Here is a 16,645-nt window from a genome sequence, read left to right on the forward strand (position 1 = left end):
GCGCGCCAAGTCGAAGGCAAGGCCCACAGGGGGCCTTGTCGACGAGCCGAACGCCGCACGCACAGGGCGTTGCGGCGATCCGGCAACGCTTACTGCTGGTGTTCACCGCGCTCGCGGGCAATGGCCCGGTAGCCGATGTCGGTACGGTAGAAGCTACCGTTCCAGCTCACTTCCTTGGCCAGGCGGTAGGCCTGCTGCTGGGCATCGGCAACGCTGGCACCCATGGCCGTGGCGCAGAGCACGCGACCGCCGTTGGTGACCACTTGGCCGTCCTTGAGCGAAGTGCCGGCGTGGAACACCTTGCCTTCGATCTTGGCCGCTGCATCCAGGCCGCTGATCACGTCGCCCTTGGCGTAGTCGCCCGGGTAGCCACCGGCTGCCAGCACCACACCCAGGCTCGGGCGTGGATCCCACTGTGCTTCGACCTTGTCCAGGGCCTTGGCGAAGGCTGCTTCGATCAGCAGCACCAGGCTCGACTCCAGGCGCAGCATGACCGGCTGGGTTTCAGGGTCGCCGAAGCGGCAGTTGAACTCGATGACCTTCGGGTTGCCCGCCTTGTCGATCATCAGGCCGGCGTACAGGAAGCCGGTGTAGACGTTGCCTTCTTCGGCCATGCCGCGCACGGTCGGCCAGATCACCTGGTCCATCACGCGCTGGTGCACGTCGGCGGTGACCACCGGCGCAGGCGAGTAGGCGCCCATGCCACCGGTGTTCGGGCCAGTGTCCTGGTCGCCGACGCGCTTGTGGTCCTGGCTGGTGGCCATGGGCAGCACGTTGTGGCCGTCGACCATGACGATGAAGCTGGCTTCCTCGCCGTCGAGGAACTCTTCGATCACCACGCGCGAGCCGGCTTCACCGAACGCGTTGCCGGCGAGCATGTCACGCACGGCGTCTTCGGCTTCCTGCAGGGTCATGGCGACGATCACGCCCTTGCCTGCGGCCAGGCCATCGGCCTTGATCACGATCGGTGCGCCTTTTTCCTGCAGGTAGGCCAGGGCAGGCTCGATCTCGGTGAAGTTCTGGTAGTCGGCGGTCGGGATCTTGTGGCGAGCCAGGAAGTCCTTGGTGAACGCCTTGGAGCCTTCCAGCTGGGCTGCGCCCTTGGTCGGGCCGAAGCAGTCCAGGCCGCGGCTGCGGAACAGGTCGACCACACCGATGACCAGCGGCGCTTCCGGGCCGACGATGGTCAGGTCGACGTTCTTCTCGGCGAAGTCGGCCAGTTGCTCCAGGGCGGTGACGTCGATGGCGACGTTCTCGCACTTGGCTTCGGTGGCGGTGCCGGCGTTGCCCGGGGCGACGAAGACTTTCTCGACGCGTGGGTCCTGGGCGACTTTCCAGGCCAGGGCGTGCTCACGGCCGCCGCTGCCGATGATCAAAACTTTCATGTCAAAACCTCGAATTCAGGTGGTCTCGAGGCTGGCGGCGTACCTGGTGGGAGCGGGCTTGTCCCGCGAATGCGGCGGTGAATTCACCATCGTATTCGCGGGACAAGCCCGCTCCCGCAGGGCCGCTGCTCGCCCCGAGATCCGCGTAATTAGTGGCGGAAGTGGCGCATGCCGGTGAACACCATGGCGATGCCGGCTTCGTCAGCTGCAGCAATCACCTCGGCATCACGCATCGAGCCACCTGGCTGGATCACGGCGCTGATACCCACTTTAGCCGCATTGTCGATGCCGTCACGGAACGGGAAGAACGCGTCCGAAGCCATGACCGCACCTTGTACCTGCAGGCCAGCATGCTCGGCCTTGATGGCAGCGATGCGTGCGGAGTTGACGCGGCTCATCTGGCCGGCGCCGACGCCGATGGTCTGACGCTGCTTGGCATAGACGATGGCGTTGGACTTGACGAACTTGGCCACTTTCCAGGCGAACACCAGGTCGTGGATCTCTTGCTCGGTCGGCGCACGCTTGGTGACGATCTTCAGGTCATCGGCAGTGATCATGCCGTTATCGCGGCTCTGCACCAGCAGGCCACCGTTGACACGCTTGAAGTCCCAACCGGCAGTACGCTCGGCTGGCCACTCGCCACATTCCAGCAGGCGCACGTTCTGCTTGGCAGCGACCACGTCGCGAGCAGCCTGGGAGATTTTCGGGGCGATGATCACTTCGACGAACTGGCGATCGACAATGGCTTTGGCCGTTTCGCCATCGAGCTCACGGTTGAAGGCGATGATGCCGCCGAACGCCGACTCGGTGTCAGTGGCGTAGGCCAGGTCGTAGGCCTTGCGGATGCCGCCTTCGTCTTCAGGGACTACGGCCACGCCGCACGGGTTGGCGTGCTTGACGATGACGCAGGCCGGCTTGACGAAGCTCTTCACGCACTCCAGTGCAGCATCGGTGTCGGCCACGTTGTTGAACGACAGCTCTTTGCCCTGCAATTGGATGGCGGTGGAAACGCTGGCTTCGCCTTTCTTGGCTTCGACGTAGAACGCCGCGCTCTGGTGCGGGTTCTCGCCGTAGCGCATTTCCTGGGCTTTGACGAACTGGCTGTTGAAGGTGCGCGGGAACTCGCTGCGGCCTTCGGTCGACAGGGCCTCTTTGGCCTGGTCGATGGTGCCCATGTAGTTGGCGATCATGCCGTCGTAGGCAGCGGTGTGCTCGAACGCCTTGAGCATCAGGTCGAAGCGCTGGGCGTAGGTCAGGCCGCCGGCCTTGAGGCCTTCGAGGACGCTGGCGTAGTCGCTGGCATTGACCACGATGGCCACGTCCTTGTGGTTCTTGGCAGCCGAACGGACCATGGTCGGGCCGCCGATGTCGATGTTCTCGATGGCAGTCGGCAGGTCACAACCAGGCTTGGCGATGGTGGCTTCGAAGGGGTACAGGTTGACGGCGACCAGGTCGATCGGCTTGATGCCGTGCTCGTTCATGATGGCGTCGTCGACACCGCGACGGCCGAGGATGCCGCCGTGGATCTTCGGATGCAGGGTCTTGACCCGGCCATCCATCATTTCGGCGAAGCCAGTGTAGTCGGCCACTTCCACCGCGTTGACGCCGTTGTCCTTGAGCAGCTTGTAGGTGCCGCCGGTGGACAGGATCTCGACACCGAGCTGTTGCAGCTCACGAGCGAATTCGAGGATACCGGTCTTGTCGGAGACGCTGATCAGGGCGCGGCGGACTGGCAGGCGGGTAGTCTGGTCGGTCATTTCGGGTTCCAATAACGCGGTGGAGTCAGCAAAAAAGGCGTTCCTTCGCAGGAGCCGCCTTTTCTGATTGGGATTCTGGCCTTACAACAAGTCGTACTGCTTGAGCTTCTTGCGCAGGGTGCCACGGTTGAGCCCGAGCATCTCGCTGGCTTTGGTCTGGTTGCCCTTTACGTAGTTCATCACGCTTTCGAGCAGGGGCGCCTCGACTTCGGAGAGCACCAGGTTGTACACGTCAGTGACGGTAGCGCCTTCCAGGTGTGCGAAGTAGTTGTGCAGCGCCTTCTCGACGCTGTCGCGAAGGGTCTGGCCCTCTTCGCTCGGCGTATTGAGGTGCTGTTTGAGGTTGGCGTTGTCGCTCACGGGCGTTGTTCCACTCACTAATGTCTCGGTCATCATCGTCATGCGGCCACCCCTTGTTCGTCCTCTGTCTCAAGGCTCTGTCGACGTTCGTTGAAATACCCACGAACGTTGGCGCACTGCGCTTGTGTGTCTTCCAAAGCGTTGAACCGGGAGCGAAACTCCTTGCCGCCGGGTCGTGTTGCCAGGTACCAGCCAACGTGCTTGCGGGCGATACGAACGCCCATCACATCGCCATAGAAGGCGTGCAGCGCGGCCAGGTGCTCCAGCAGGATTCGTTCCACTTCGTCCAGCTTGGCGGCTGGCAAATGCTCGCCGGTCGCCAGGTAATGCGCGATCTCGCGAAAGATCCAGGGACGCCCTTGGGCAGCCCGGCCGATCAGCAGACCGTCGACCCCGGTGGCGTCCAGCACCGCCCGGGCCTTTTCTGGCGAAGTGATATCGCCATTGGCAAAAACCGGGATAGACACCGCCTGTTTGATGGCAGCGATGGTGTCGTATTCGGCTTCGCCGGTGTACAGGTCGGCGCGTGTGCGGCCATGTACCGCCAGCGCCTGGATGCCTGCCTGTTCGGCGATCTTCGCCACGTTCAGGCCGTTCTTGTTCGCCCGGTCCCAGCCGGTACGAATCTTCAGGGTCACCGGGACGTCCACCGCGCCGACAACGGCGTGGAGGATCTCGCTGACCAGTGCTTCATCTCTCAATAAAGCAGAGCCTGCGGCTTTGTTGCAGACTTTTTTCGCCGGGCAGCCCATGTTGATATCGATGATCTGGGCACCCGCTTCGACGTTGGCCCGGGCCGCCGCCGCCATCATCTGCGCGTCACCACCGGCGATCTGTACCGAGCGGGGCTCGGGATCACCTTCGTGGATGCGACGCAGGCTCGACTTGCGGCTGTTCCACAGGCTCATGTCGCTGCTGACCATCTCCGACACCACCATGCCCGCGCCCAGGCGCTGGCAAAGTGTACGGAAAGGCTGGTCCGTGACCCCGGCCATGGGCGCGAGGATCAGGTTGTTGCGTAGTGTGTATTGGCCGATGCGTACCGCCGACATAGGTGTTCCCTGTTGTGGGGCCGAATCATTGGAGTCGAAAAAGGGTGGGCATGATACCCGCTCTCGGTGACCGGATAAAGATGGATTTGGATAAATTCTGAACAGTTGTCGGCTTATGCCGATAGTGCTGCATGCCGCCTGTGCGGACCCCATCGCCGGCAAGCCGGCTCCCACAGAGCCTGCTTGCCGGCGATGGGTTATTCGGGGGAGCGGAAGCTGAGGCTGTAGTTCACGGCCTTGGGGCCCGGGTCGAGGATGTCCAGGGCAATGTGGATCGGCGTCTGGCTGGGCATTTCGCCACGGCCGGCCAGCTCGCCGGAGAGGTATTCGCTGGGTTTGAAGCGGCGGCTGGCGATCAGCTGGCCATTGAGGTCGGCGAAACGCAGCTCCAGCAATGGGAATGGTTGGGCGAAGGGGGCACGGTTGTAGATGATCGCGTCGACGATCAGTGCGCCCTTGAAGTCCGGGTGGCTGCGCACCACCAGGTTGCTGCTCTTGATCCGGCCGATATCGACGCGGGTCGGTACTTCGCAGCCAAGCACTGGGCACAGTTGCTGGAAGATCGGGCGGTACTGGTCGTGGCGGGCCAGTTCGTCGAAATGGAACCACACGTACTGGAAGGCCAGCAGGCCGGCGGCGAGCAGGGTCAGCACGCCCCACAACAGGCGCTTGCCCCAGTTAGCCTTGGGCTTTTCCCAACCCAGTTGCAACGGGTCGTCGACCACATCGACCAGAGGCTCCTTGCGGGACGGGCGCTCGGCTTTGGCGGCAAAGCCAGGCTCCAGGCGCTCGCTCGGCAGCGGTTCGACGGGGTCGTCGTCACGGGCCGACAGATGGATATCGATTTCGTCGTCATCACGGGCGCTCAGGCCCTTTTCGTGAATGATTTCGTCATCGTCAGGCAGTGGCTCGGGGAAGTCGCGGGCGTCATCGTGCTCGGCTGCCCGGTGGGCAGCAGGCTCATCATCGAAGTCCAGGTCCAGGCTCGCGCCCAGTGTCGGTTCGGTGCGGTCCCCGGGTTCTGGCTCGAGGGACAGCAGCTCCTGGTCCATCAGGACCGGCGCGGGCTGGTCCAGCGCTTGCGGTTCGAGGCGATCGTCGGTTGCGGTGCCGAACGGTGCAGCGCCGAGGTCGTCAGCTTGCGGCTCGTCTCGGCGTGCCTGCAGGGCGTCCTCTGCGGGCGCCGACCGGGGTTCGGCGGGCTGGTCGCGACGCTCCAGGCGGGCAAGCTCCTCGTCCAGGTCCAGCTCATCCAGGGCCTGGACGGTGGCCGCCCAGTCCTCGGGTTCGACCGGTGGCCGTTCGATGGTTGCAGGAGTGGGCACAACCGGCGCCTCGGCGGGCAGTTCCGCTGGCAACGCAGGTGCGCTGCCAGCCTTGGCACGATTCTGCTCCAGCAACTGTTTTGCCGCATTGAACACCTGCAGGCAGTGGCCGCAGCGCACCACGCCGCGCGCTACGCTCAGCTGGTGATGAGTGACGCGAAAGCTGGTCTGGCAATGCGGGCACTGGGTGACGAAACTGTCGGTCATGCGGCAATCCGGGAGCTGTGCAGAGGTTAATTCTAGGCCCGCTTAGCGGCGGCGACCACTGATGCGCACCCAGCCGTCGCGCACGACGATCGGGTCCAGCTCGAAGTCGGCGGCGTAGGCCGCGGCCACTTCCTCACCCTGTTCGGCGAGGATGCCCGACAGCGCCAGCAGGCCACCTGGGCGGACCAGGCCGGACAGTTGCGGCGCCAGGGAAACCAAGGGGCCAGCGAGGATGTTGGCGACCAGCACGTCGGCCTGCATCGCCGGCATGTGCTCGGGCAGGTGGAGCGCGAACTTCTCATCCGCGATGCCGTTGCGCTGGGCGTTGTCACGCGAGGCTTCGAGCGCCTGCACATCGATGTCGGTGCCAACGGCTTCACGGGCGCCGAGCAGCAGCGCGGCGATGGCCAGGATGCCCGAGCCGCAGCCGAAGTCCAGCACCTGGGTGCCTTCGAGCTGCTGGCCGTCAAGCCATTCCAGGCACAGCGCGGTGGTCGGGTGGGTGCCGGTACCGAACGCCAGGCCCGGGTCGAGCAGCAGGTTGACCGCGTCCTTTTCCGGGGCCTCGTGCCAGCTCGGCACGATCCACAGGCGGCGGCCGAAGCGCATCGGCTGGAAGTTGTCCATCCAGCTGCGTTCCCAGTCCTGGTCCTCGATCACCTCGGCGTGGTGCTCGGGCAATTCTGCGCCCGTCAGCAGGCGCAGGTGAGCGAATACGGCCTCAGGCACGGCATCGGCTTCGAACAGCGCCAGCAGGTGGGTGTGCGACCACAGCGGGGTGGTGTTGAGGTCGGGCTCGAAGATCGGTTGATCTTCGGCGTCCATGAACGTGACCGAGACGGCGCCGACTTCGAGCAGGGCGTCTTCGTAGGTTTCGGCTTGTTCCGGGCTGATGGCCAGGCGTACTTGCAGCCAAGGCATGGCGGGCACCTTTGGTAAATCGACAGGGGCAGCCCGAGGCTGCGCGAAGGCTGGCAGTTTACGCGAGTGCGGGGGGTTTGTAGAGGAGGGCGGGGAGGTGCCTGTCTTGGGTTTTTCAGTGTTCATGAGATCGAGCGCCGCCCGCGCGGCGCATCGCGGATAAATCCGCTCCTACATTTGTTGCAACGTGCCACGGTCTGTCAGGCCATGGTTGTCCGCCTTGTTGCCCGCCAAAAAATCGCGTCGGACAAACAAGGCTGGCAACTATGGCCTATCAGGCATAGGTACGTTGCAACAAATGTAGGAGCGGATTTATCCGCGATGCGCCGCGCGGGCGGCGCTCGGTTTCACTGGCGCAAAATATCTCAAGCCAGGCAATAAAAAACCCCGGCACGGGGCCGGGGTTTTCATGCATCACGCTAACGCGATCACTCCTGGTTGGCCAGTTTGTGCTCGAGGTAGTGGATGTTGACGCCGCCTTTGCAGAAACCTTCATCACGCACCAGGTCGCGGTGCAGCGGGATGTTGGTCTTGATGCCGTCGACGACGATCTCGTCCAGGGCATTGCGCATGCGCGCCATGGCTTCGTCGCGGTCCTTGCCGTAGGTGATCAGCTTGCCGATCAGCGAGTCGTAGTTCGGCGGAACCGAGTAACCGCTGTACAGGTGCGAATCGACGCGAACACCGTTGCCGCCCGGGGCGTGGAAGTGCTTCACCTTGCCTGGGCTCGGGATGAACTTCTTCGGGTCTTCGGCGTTGATACGGCACTCCAGCGAGTGGCCACGGATCACGACGTCTTCCTGGCGGATCGACAGCTTGTTGCCAGCGGCGATGCTGAGCATCTCCTTGACGATGTCGATACCGGTGACCATTTCCGACACCGGGTGCTCAACCTGCACGCGGGTGTTCATCTCGATGAAGTAGAAACGGCCGTTCTCGTACAGGAATTCGAAGGTACCGGCACCGCGGTAGCCGATCTCGACGCACGCATCGACGCAACGCTTGAACACTTCCTGACGGGCTTTCTCGTCGATGCCCGGGGCAGGTGCTTCTTCCAGGACCTTCTGGTGACGGCGCTGCAGCGAGCAGTCGCGGTCGCCCAGGTGGATGGCGTTGCCCTGGCCGTCGGACAGCACCTGAACTTCCACGTGACGTGGGTTGGTCAGGAACTTCTCCAGGTAGACCATCGGGTTGCCGAAGGCGGCACCGGCTTCGGTACGGGTGAGCTTGGCCGAGGCGATCAGGTCCTCTTCCTTGTGCACCACGCGCATGCCGCGACCACCACCGCCACCGGCGGCCTTGATGATCACCGGGTAGCCGACGTCACGGGCGATCGCCAGGGCGACCTCTTCGTCTTCCGGCAGCGGGCCATCGGAGCCCGGTACGGTCGGAACGCCGGTCTTGATCATCGCGTCCTTGGCCGAAACCTTGTCGCCCATCAGGCGAATGGTGTCGGCTTTCGGGCCGATGAAGGCGAAACCGGACTTCTCCACCTGCTCGGCGAAGTCGGCGTTTTCCGCCAGGAAGCCGTAACCCGGGTGAATGGCGGTAGCGCCTGTCACTTCAGCCGCGGCGATGATCGCCGGGATGTGCAGGTACGAATCCTTGGACGAAGCAGGACCAATGCAGACCGACTCGTCTGCCAGGCCCAGGTGCATCAGTTCGCGGTCGGCCGTGGAGTGCACGGCGACGGTCTTGATGCCCAGCTCTTTGCAGGCACGCAGGATCCGCAGGGCAATTTCCCCGCGGTTGGCGATCAGGACTTTTTCCAGCTTCCCAGACATCGTTGGCTCTCCGCGAATCAAACGATGGTGAACAGCGGCTGGTCGAACTCAACCGGCTGACCGTCTTCCACCAGGATGGCGTCGATGACGCCGCCCACATCGGCTTCGATGTGGTTCATCATTTTCATCGCTTCGACGATGCACAGGGTGTCGCCTTTCTTCACGCTCTGGCCAACTTCAGCGAAGTTCGGCGAGGTCGGCGAAGGCTTGCGGTAGAAGGTACCGACCATTGGCGAACGGACCACGGTGCCTTTCAGGGCAGGGGCAGCAGCGGCAGCTTCGGCAGCCGGGGCAGCGGCAGCAGCGGCCGGAGCAGCTACAGGGGCAGCCATCGGTGCGGGTGCGTAGAACTGTTGAGCCGCTGGGGTCTTGCTGTGACGGCTGATACGGACCGACTCTTCGCCTTCCTTGATCTCCAGCTCGTCGATGCCAGACTCTTCCAGCAGCTCGATCAGTTTCTTGACTTTACGGATATCCATTAATCATCAACTCCCAAAGGTTCGGTCAGGGGGCGTAATTTAAAAAACGTATCTGAACGTTTCTCTCGAACCTCGGCCCACTCGGGCCAAGGTCTCAATCATCAGGGCTGTGCGTTGGCAGCCAGCTGTTCCAGTGCGGACTCCAGGGCCAGGCGATAACCGCTGGCGCCCAGGCCGCAGATCACCCCTACGGCGACATCGGAGAAGTAGGAATGGTGACGGAACGGTTCGCGTTTGTGCACGTTGGACAGGTGCACTTCGATGAATGGGATGCTCACCGCAAGCAATGCGTCACGTAATGCGACGCTTGTGTGGGTGAAAGCAGCCGGATTGATCAGGATGAAGTCCACACCCTCGTTGCGTGCGGCGTGAATACGGTCGATCAGTTCGTACTCGGCATTGCTCTGCAGGTACTGCAGATGATGGCCAGCGGCGCGGGCGCGCTGCTCCAGGTCCTGGTTGATCTGGGCCAGGGTCACGGCGCCGTAGTGGCCCGGCTCGCGAGTACCGAGCAGGTTCAGGTTGGGGCCATGAAGCACCAGTAGGGTTGCCATCTGCGGATTCCTTGGATTTGTAGGGCAATTCGACACAGCGCGGCGAGTGTGCCGTAAAGCGACGGCAAGTGTCCAGTTCCCCGCAATAGGCAGCACGATGTCCGAGGTTCGCGCGAAGTATGTGACCAAATGATTAAATCTGGTCACTCATTGGCAGAAATTTCCCGGCACGCGGGAAGTTATAGACCGAGTTTGCCGCGCACGCGCGTAAGAACTTCGGCGAAATCGCCGGCGTTTATCTCGCCAATCACCCGATCAGTGGTCATTTCGCTGCCGTTCGCGGCAAAGAACAACAGCGCGGGTGGGCCGAACAACTGGTAGCGGTCGAGCAGGGTGCGTTGCTCGGCATTGCTCTGGGTGATATCGAAACGCAGCAATTTGAACGCGCCCAGCTGGGATTGGACTTGAGGAGCGTTGAGCACTTCGTGCTCGATCACCTTGCAGCTGATGCACCAGTCGGCGTACCAATCCAGCAGCACCGGCTGGCCGTTGGCCTTGGCGTCCGCCAGCGCGGCGTCCAGGGCGGCAGGCGTGGTGAGGGTCTGCCAGGCACTTTCGCGGGCTTCGGCACCACTGCCGGCGCCAACGACGGCGGGCGGCGGCAGCGGGCGCAGGGGGTCGCCCTGGCCATTCAGGGCGCCATACCAGCAGGCCAGGGCGTACACCAGCAAGGCCAGGCCAAGCAGTTGCGCCAGGCGCTGGCGTGGCGTCTTGACCACGAACTCCAGGGTGCCGAGGAACAGCGCCACGCCGGCGGCCAGGAAACCCACCAGCAGCAGGGTCACCGGCCCCGGCAGCACGCGGCTGAGCAGGCCGATGGCAAGGCCCAGCAGCAAGACGCCGATGGCGTTCTTCACGGTGTTCATCCACGGCCCGCTCTTCGGCAGCCAGGCCGCGCCCCCGGTGGCGACCAGCAGCAGCGGTGCGCCCATGCCCAGGCCCAGGGCGAACAATTTGAGCGCGCCGCCCACGGCGTCGCCGCTGGCGCTGATGTACAGCAAGGCACCGGCCAGGGGGGCTGATACGCAGGGCGAAACCAGCAGGCTCGACAACACGCCCAGGATCGCAGCGCCCAGCAAGGAGCCGCCCCGGGTGTGGTTGGCCACGTTTTCCAGGCGATTGCTCAAGGCGTGCGGCAGTTTCAGTTCGAACAGGCCGAACATGGCCAGGGCGAACAGCACGAAGAACAACGCGAAGGGCACCAGCACCCAGGCTGACTGAAGTCGCGCCTGCAGGTTCAGGCCGGCACCGAACAGTCCCATCAGCGCGCCCAGCACGGCGAAACTGGCCGCCATCGGCAGGATGTAGGCCAATGACAGCGACAGACCGCGCAGGCCGCCGACCTGGCCTCGCAAGACCACGCCGGAAAGGATCGGCAGCATCGGCAGCACGCAGGGTGTGAAGGTCAGGCCGACTCCGGCGAGGAAGAACAGCAACAGCGATTTCCAGTTCCAGGCCTGTTCGCCACTGGCCGGCAGTGCACCGGGCCCTTCGCCGTCGATGCTCAGGCGCTCGGTTTCAGGTGGGTAGCACAGGCCTTTGTCGGCGCAGCCCTGGTAGCCCACCAGCAGGGTGAAGGCGCGGGCGTCGTTGCGCGGCAGCTCGATGTCGAGCACGCCGTGATAGACCTCGACGTCGCCGAAGAACTCATCGTGCTTGGCTTCGCCCTTGGGGATGTTCGGTGTGCCCAGGGCGACGTCCGCAGGTTCGGTGCGGAACTGGAAGCGGTGGCGGTACAGGTAGTAGCCGTCGGTGGCGACGAAGCGCAACTTGATGGTCTGGGCATCGGCCTGGACCAGGCTGAGCTTGAAGGCCTCGTGCACCGGCAGGAAGTCGGCACCGTTGGACAGCGAGGCGGCGCCGAGGGTGGCGCTGGGGCGGTTGTCGAGCAGGCCCGTGGCGAAGGCTGGGCTGGCCAGCAGCAGGAACAGCAGGAAAAACAGGCGGCGCATGACGGACTCGCGAGGTGGAACATGCGGGGCATGATAGCGGAGATGAGAAGGGTTGGGAGATTGGGGGGGAGGAGAGCGACACGTGGCCGCTGACTGTGTTCCGCCAGTGCTGGCCCTTTCGCGGGACAAGCCCGCTCCCACAGGACCTGCGCAGATTTCAGGAAGCGCACCCTACCTGTGGGAGCGGGCTTGTCCCGCGAAAGGGCCAGACCTGTCAGACCCTGAACGCGCGAACAGCCCGGTTCAGCTCACCACCCAGGCTCAGCAACTGCTCCCCTTGCTCGCGCCCTTCACCAATACGCTGCAGGTTGTCCTCACCCAGTGCATGAATCCGCTCACTGTGATCGCGAATCTCGCTCACCGCGCCACTCTGCTGCGCCGTGACATCGGCGATGCGTACCGCCGTATCGGCAATCGTGCGAATCGCGCTGACGATGTCATCCAGCGCGCCATCGGCGGCCTGGGCTCGACCGGCAGTCGCTTCGGCATGTTCGAGCTGAGCCCGCATGCCCACCACAGACTCCTTCGCGGCCTGCTGCAGGCGGTCGATGAGGGCCTGGATCTCGCCGGTCGCCCCGGTGGTGCGCTGTGCCAGCGAGCGCACCTCGTCCGCCACCACGGCAAAACCGCGACCCATCTCGCCGGCGCGCGCGGCTTCGATCGCGGCGTTCAAGGCCAGCAGGTTGGTCTGCTCGGCAATCGACCGGATCACCGTCAGCACCCCGCCGATGGTCGCCGACTCTTCGGCCAACTGCTCGATCATGCGCGCATTGCCCTGCACCTCGTCGACCAGCGTGCGCAAGCCCGACAGGCTCTGGCCGATCACGGCCTGGCCCTGTTCCACGGCGCGGCCGGCGTCGCGGCTGGCGTCGGCTGCGGAACTGGCGTCACCGGCCACCTGCTGGATGGTCGCCTCCAGTGCTCCCAGGGCATCGCGGATCTGCCCGGTGTCACCGGCCTGGCGTTCGGCGCCTTGGTGCAGGGCGGCGCTCATGCCCGCCAGGGCATGGCTGCTGCCGGCGACCTGCTCGGCGTTGTGGCGGATGGTGCCGACCAGTTCCACCAGGTAGTGGCGCAGGCGGTTGAGCGATTCCTGGATATCGTGCAGCTCGCGGTTGGTCCGGCCCAGGGCGATGGCCTGGGCGAAGTCGCCTTCGGCCCAGCGCGAAAGGGCCGGGGCAAGGCCGGTCAAGGTGCGTGCCAGGCGCCGCTGCAAGGTGTCGATGAGCAAGGCGATCAGCAGGATCAGGCCGATCATCAGCCCTTGCATGAGGCGCACCTCGCTGGCGATCCTGGCGTGCTGGCCACGCACCTGTGGCTCCAGGCCGGCAATGGCCTGCTGCACGGCGTCGAGCCGTTCATGGGTGCTGGCGGCCAGGGCGCTGCGTCGCTCGATCTGTTCACGGGTGCGTTGCAGCTCCGCGGGGTAGCGGTTGAGCAGGCTTTGCAGGTCGCGCTTGAGCGCAACCGCGACATCTTCCTGTTGGGTATTGGCCTGGGTTTCCAGGCCCATCATGGCGGCAAAGTCGTCTGCGCCGGATTCGGCTGTGCCGGTCACACCCAGCAACGGCAGGGCGTCGATGAGCTGGGCCTGGGCGCGAATCAACTGCAGCTCGCGCTCCACTTCGTCGGCCAGCTCGGCGCGGCCGCTGCTGACCAGCTTGTCACGGGCCAGCGAAAGGCGGCCCAGGTGTACGCTGGCATCGAGCAGGGGCTGCAGATAGCCGTTGGCAGCAGCGCTGCCGCTGTCGCGAGCATAGCGGGCCAATTGTTCGAGGTTGGCCCCCAGTTCCCGTTCGGCCTGCAGCAGCAAGGCTTGCGGATCGCCAGCCAGCTTGCCGGCCGCCAGCAGTTCGCTGGCGGTGAAGGCGCTCAGCGTGTCCAGGCCAGGTCGCAACTGGCTGGCCAGTTCGTCAGGCAGCTCGGTCAATGCCGCTTGCAACTGCTGGTTGGCCTCCATGGCCGCGGCGTGGCGCACGGCGTCACCGTTGCCCAGGTAAGCCTGGATATTGCGCGCGGCCTGGTTCTGAAACTGCTGGGACAGGCTCAGGTAACGCTCCATCAATTGATAGGGCCGTTCCAGGGCACGCTGCGACCACCACAGGGTCGCGCCCAGGGCAATACACACGGTAACCAGCAACAGGGTGTTGAAATTGGTCAGCCACTTCAGGCGCATAGCCGCGAACTTCCTGCGGGGGAGTGGAGGTAGGGGCCCGAAGTTATTGCCATTTCATGACAAGGTGATGACGCTAGTGGCTTGATGCCATCTTTGTGCTAAGGCGACGGCCTCGCGGCGGATCTCTGCCCCGAAACAATGCGGATATTCAGTTCGCGACTCATTGGTCGCTTATGCGTAAGGCGGTGTCTGCTTTATAGTGCTGCGACACGGGCTTGCCGTGGCACCCTGGCGCAGGCCTGTGGTCAAAGCCCTGAACCGTCGTGACTGATTAAGGACAAAGCCATGCTGGACTGGAAAAACCGTGAGGCCAAAGCCGAGCCCCGCGAGCGTGTCGACGGCCGCGGTGCTGCCGCCCGTAGTTACCTTGGCGGCCTCTGGAGCCGTGCCCTGGGGACGCTGATCGGCCTGTATCTGCTGGTCTGCATCGGCCTGGGCTGGTACTGGAGCCAGGAGCCGGAACTGTTCCCGGTGCAACAGAATGCCCAGGCGGCGGCCGAGCGCACTGGCCAGCAGATGGTGGTCGGCTATACCACCCTGGAAACCCTCAAGACCGTTGCCGGCACCTTGCTGAACAAGCCGGGCGGCTATATTTCCAACGACCGTTTCCCGCCAGGGCTGTGGATGGACAACATGCCGAGCTGGGAATACGGCGTGCTGGTCCAGGTGCGTGACCTGTCCCGCGCCCTGCGCAAGGACTTCGCCCGCTCGCAGTCGCAGTCGACCGAAGACGCCGACCTGGCCAAGGCCGAGCCGCGTTTCAACTTCGACAACAAGAGCTGGATCCTGCCATCGAGCGAATCGGAGTTCGAAGAAGGCATCAAGTCGCTGACGCGCTACCAGACCCGCCTGGCCGCTGGCGACAAGGGCGCGATCTTCTACACCCGCGCCGACAACCTGAACAACTGGCTGGGCGATGTCGCCACCCGACTTGGCTCGCTGTCCCAGCGCCTGTCGGCCAGCGTTGGCCGGGTCAAGCTCAACACCACGCTGAAGACCGAGTCGGTGGTGGCCGGGCAGGCGCCGCAGGTGGACGAAGAGCTGGTGGAAACCCCGTGGCTGCAGATCGACAACGTGTTCTACGAGGCCCGTGGCCAGGCCTGGGCGCTGTCGCACCTGCTGCGTGCCATCGAGGTGGACTTCGCCGACGTGCTGGCGAAGAAGAACGCCACGGTCAGCGTGCGACAGATCATTCGTGAGCTGGAAGCCTCGCAGGAGCCGCTGTGGAGCCCGATGGTGCTCAACGGCAGCGGCTTCGGCATGTGGGCCAACCACTCGCTGGTCATGGCCAACTACATCTCCCGGGCCAACGCCGCGGTCATCGACCTGCGCCAGTTGCTGTCGCAGGGTTGAGCATGGCCATCAGCCCCGACGAGGCCGCCCACCGGGCGGCTTCCGACCGCGAACTGGTCGCCTGGGTGGACGAAGCCGATCAGGTGTTGGGTGCGTTGCCCAGGGCTGAGCTGCGCGAGCGGAGCCTGATCGGCCGTTGTACCTTCATTCTGCTGTTCAACAGCGCCGGGCAGCTGTGCGTGCACCGGCGGACCTTGAGCAAGGCGCTGTATCCCGGCTACTGGGATGTGGCTGCCGGCGGCATGGTGACGGCAGGCGAGGGTTATGCCGAATCGGCGGCGCGGGAGCTGGCCGAGGAGCTGGGGATCGACGGCGTGCCGTTGAGGTTCCACGAGCGCTTCTATTTCGACCAGCCGGACAACCGTTTGTGGTGCGCGGTGTACTCGGCGGTTTCCGATGCGCCCTTGCGGCTGCAGCCGGAAGAAGTGATCGAGGCGAGGTTCATGCCTGTCGAACAGGCTGAAGCCGAGAGCCTGATCAAGCCGTATTGCCCCGACTCGTTGGCTGCCCTGCAGCGGTACAAGGCCAGTCTTTGAACGGTGGGCTGGCTGGGCTGGCCTCATCGCCGGCAAGCCGGCTCCCACAGGCACAGTGCAGGTCTTTGGCGCTGTGGAGTCTTTGTGGGAGCCGGCTTGCCGGCGATGGGTCGCAAATCATTCGCAAAATGGCGCAATCCAGTACTTAGCAACGGCGTGATTTATCGTTAAACTGCGCGCCCTTTTCGGGCTGCCGCAGGTCTTGTGGCAGTAGCGCCGCCCCTGCCAGAGTGGGGCTTCGCGGTCGGCTCCCGCCGACCAGTTTTTGTCCTCAGCACCGAGGAACAAAAGTGGCCAAGAAAGCTTCTTCCTTCGCCGCCCTAGGCGGTCTCGTTTACTCCACCGATGCCGGTCGGCACTGTCCTGACTGTGGCCAGCCGGTGGATGCCTGCACCTGCAAGCAGCCAATCATCCCCGAAGGCGATGGCATTGCCCGTGTGCGCCGTGAAAGCAAAGGCCGTGGCGGCAAGACCGTGACCACCGTCACCGGCGTGCCGCTGCCACCCGACCAGCTCAAGGAGCTGGCCACCACCCTCAAGCGTCGCTGTGGTACCGGCGGTGCGCTGAAGGATGGGGTCATCGAGATCCAGGGCGATCACGTCGAACTGCTGATCGGTGAGCTGACCAAACAGGGTTTCAAGGCAAAAAAATCCGGCGGCTGATGCCTGCCCGCGCTTTTTTGCCCAGCGCTTTCTAAACTCGTTGCCGTGGCCAGGGTCTATCCCTGGACACGGGCGAATCGTCATTTTCAGCATTTACACTGCAGCCGCCTGCTGGCGGGGCAGTGTCTTCGACTTTTCTATA

The 16,645-nt window shown here is 64.1% G+C and carries 14 protein-coding genes; 3 read left to right on the plus strand and 11 right to left on the minus strand.

The window, feature by feature from the left end; translation table 11 throughout:
- Positions 1 to 89: 89 nt before the first annotated feature.
- From purD to PMI38_RS09270, 11 genes are all read right to left on the minus strand, one after another.
- On the minus strand, positions 90 to 1,385 hold the full coding sequence (purD, locus tag PMI38_RS09220; RefSeq protein WP_008093071.1) for a phosphoribosylamine--glycine ligase: 1,296 nt from the start codon (positions 1,383 to 1,385) through the stop codon (positions 90 to 92).
- Between the two features lie 149 nt (positions 1,386 to 1,534).
- Entirely contained in the window at positions 1,535 to 3,142 is a 1,608-nt protein-coding gene (gene purH / locus PMI38_RS09225; RefSeq protein ID WP_008093073.1) for a bifunctional phosphoribosylaminoimidazolecarboxamide formyltransferase/IMP cyclohydrolase, read from the minus strand.
- A gap of 81 nt (positions 3,143 to 3,223) precedes the next feature.
- Positions 3,224 to 3,544, minus strand: a complete 321-nt coding sequence (fis, locus tag PMI38_RS09230) for a DNA-binding transcriptional regulator Fis (protein WP_008093076.1) — start codon at positions 3,542 to 3,544, stop codon at positions 3,224 to 3,226.
- Positions 3,541 to 4,554 carry a tRNA dihydrouridine synthase DusB gene (gene dusB / locus PMI38_RS09235; RefSeq protein ID WP_008093077.1) on the minus strand — a complete coding sequence of 338 codons (1,014 nt, stop codon included), beginning with the start codon at positions 4,552 to 4,554 and terminating at the stop codon, positions 3,541 to 3,543. Before dusB ends, fis begins: the two co-directional genes overlap by 4 nt.
- A gap of 197 nt (positions 4,555 to 4,751) precedes the next feature.
- Positions 4,752 to 6,086, minus strand: a complete 1,335-nt coding sequence (locus PMI38_RS09240) for a DUF3426 domain-containing protein (RefSeq protein WP_008093079.1) — start codon at positions 6,084 to 6,086, stop codon at positions 4,752 to 4,754.
- Between the two features lie 42 nt (positions 6,087 to 6,128).
- Positions 6,129 to 7,007, minus strand: coding sequence for a 50S ribosomal protein L11 methyltransferase (gene prmA, locus PMI38_RS09245; RefSeq protein ID WP_008093080.1), 879 nt, complete (start codon positions 7,005 to 7,007; stop codon positions 6,129 to 6,131).
- 428 nt (positions 7,008 to 7,435) lie between these two features.
- Entirely contained in the window at positions 7,436 to 8,791 is a 1,356-nt protein-coding gene (gene accC, locus PMI38_RS09250; RefSeq protein WP_008093082.1) for an acetyl-CoA carboxylase biotin carboxylase subunit, read from the minus strand.
- 17 nt (positions 8,792 to 8,808) lie between these two features.
- Complete coding sequence (gene accB, locus PMI38_RS09255; protein ID WP_008093084.1) at positions 8,809 to 9,270, minus strand: acetyl-CoA carboxylase biotin carboxyl carrier protein; 462 nt, start codon at positions 9,268 to 9,270, stop codon at positions 8,809 to 8,811.
- 101 nt (positions 9,271 to 9,371) lie between these two features.
- Positions 9,372 to 9,824, minus strand: a complete 453-nt coding sequence (gene aroQ / locus PMI38_RS09260; RefSeq protein ID WP_008093086.1) for a type II 3-dehydroquinate dehydratase — start codon at positions 9,822 to 9,824, stop codon at positions 9,372 to 9,374.
- 179 nt (positions 9,825 to 10,003) lie between these two features.
- Positions 10,004 to 11,776, minus strand: a complete 1,773-nt coding sequence (locus PMI38_RS09265; protein ID WP_008093088.1) for a protein-disulfide reductase DsbD — start codon at positions 11,774 to 11,776, stop codon at positions 10,004 to 10,006.
- A gap of 214 nt (positions 11,777 to 11,990) precedes the next feature.
- Complete coding sequence (locus PMI38_RS09270) at positions 11,991 to 13,952, minus strand: methyl-accepting chemotaxis protein (RefSeq protein WP_008093091.1); 1,962 nt, start codon at positions 13,950 to 13,952, stop codon at positions 11,991 to 11,993.
- Positions 13,953 to 14,237: 285 nt separating this feature from the next.
- Here PMI38_RS09270 and PMI38_RS09275 point away from each other — a divergent pair, with 285 nt between their 5' ends.
- The 3 genes from PMI38_RS09275 (at position 14,238) to PMI38_RS09285 (ending at position 16,503) form a co-directional block, all read left to right on the plus strand.
- Positions 14,238 to 15,305 carry a DUF2333 family protein gene (locus tag PMI38_RS09275; protein WP_008093092.1) on the plus strand — a complete coding sequence of 356 codons (1,068 nt, stop codon included), beginning with the start codon at positions 14,238 to 14,240 and terminating at the stop codon, positions 15,303 to 15,305.
- Between the two features lie 2 nt (positions 15,306 to 15,307).
- Positions 15,308 to 15,841, plus strand: a complete 534-nt coding sequence (locus tag PMI38_RS09280; RefSeq protein ID WP_008093094.1) for an NUDIX hydrolase — start codon at positions 15,308 to 15,310, stop codon at positions 15,839 to 15,841.
- A 290-nt stretch (positions 15,842 to 16,131) separates the two neighbouring features.
- The gene (locus PMI38_RS09285; protein WP_008093095.1) at positions 16,132 to 16,503 is read left to right on the plus strand and encodes a translation initiation factor Sui1; all 372 of its coding nucleotides are present in this window, start codon (positions 16,132 to 16,134) and stop codon (positions 16,501 to 16,503) included.
- The last annotated feature ends 142 nt before the right edge of the window (positions 16,504 to 16,645 follow it).

Source organism: Pseudomonas sp. GM84, assembly GCF_000282535.1.
Taxonomy (GTDB): Bacteria; Pseudomonadota; Gammaproteobacteria; order Pseudomonadales; family Pseudomonadaceae; genus Aquipseudomonas.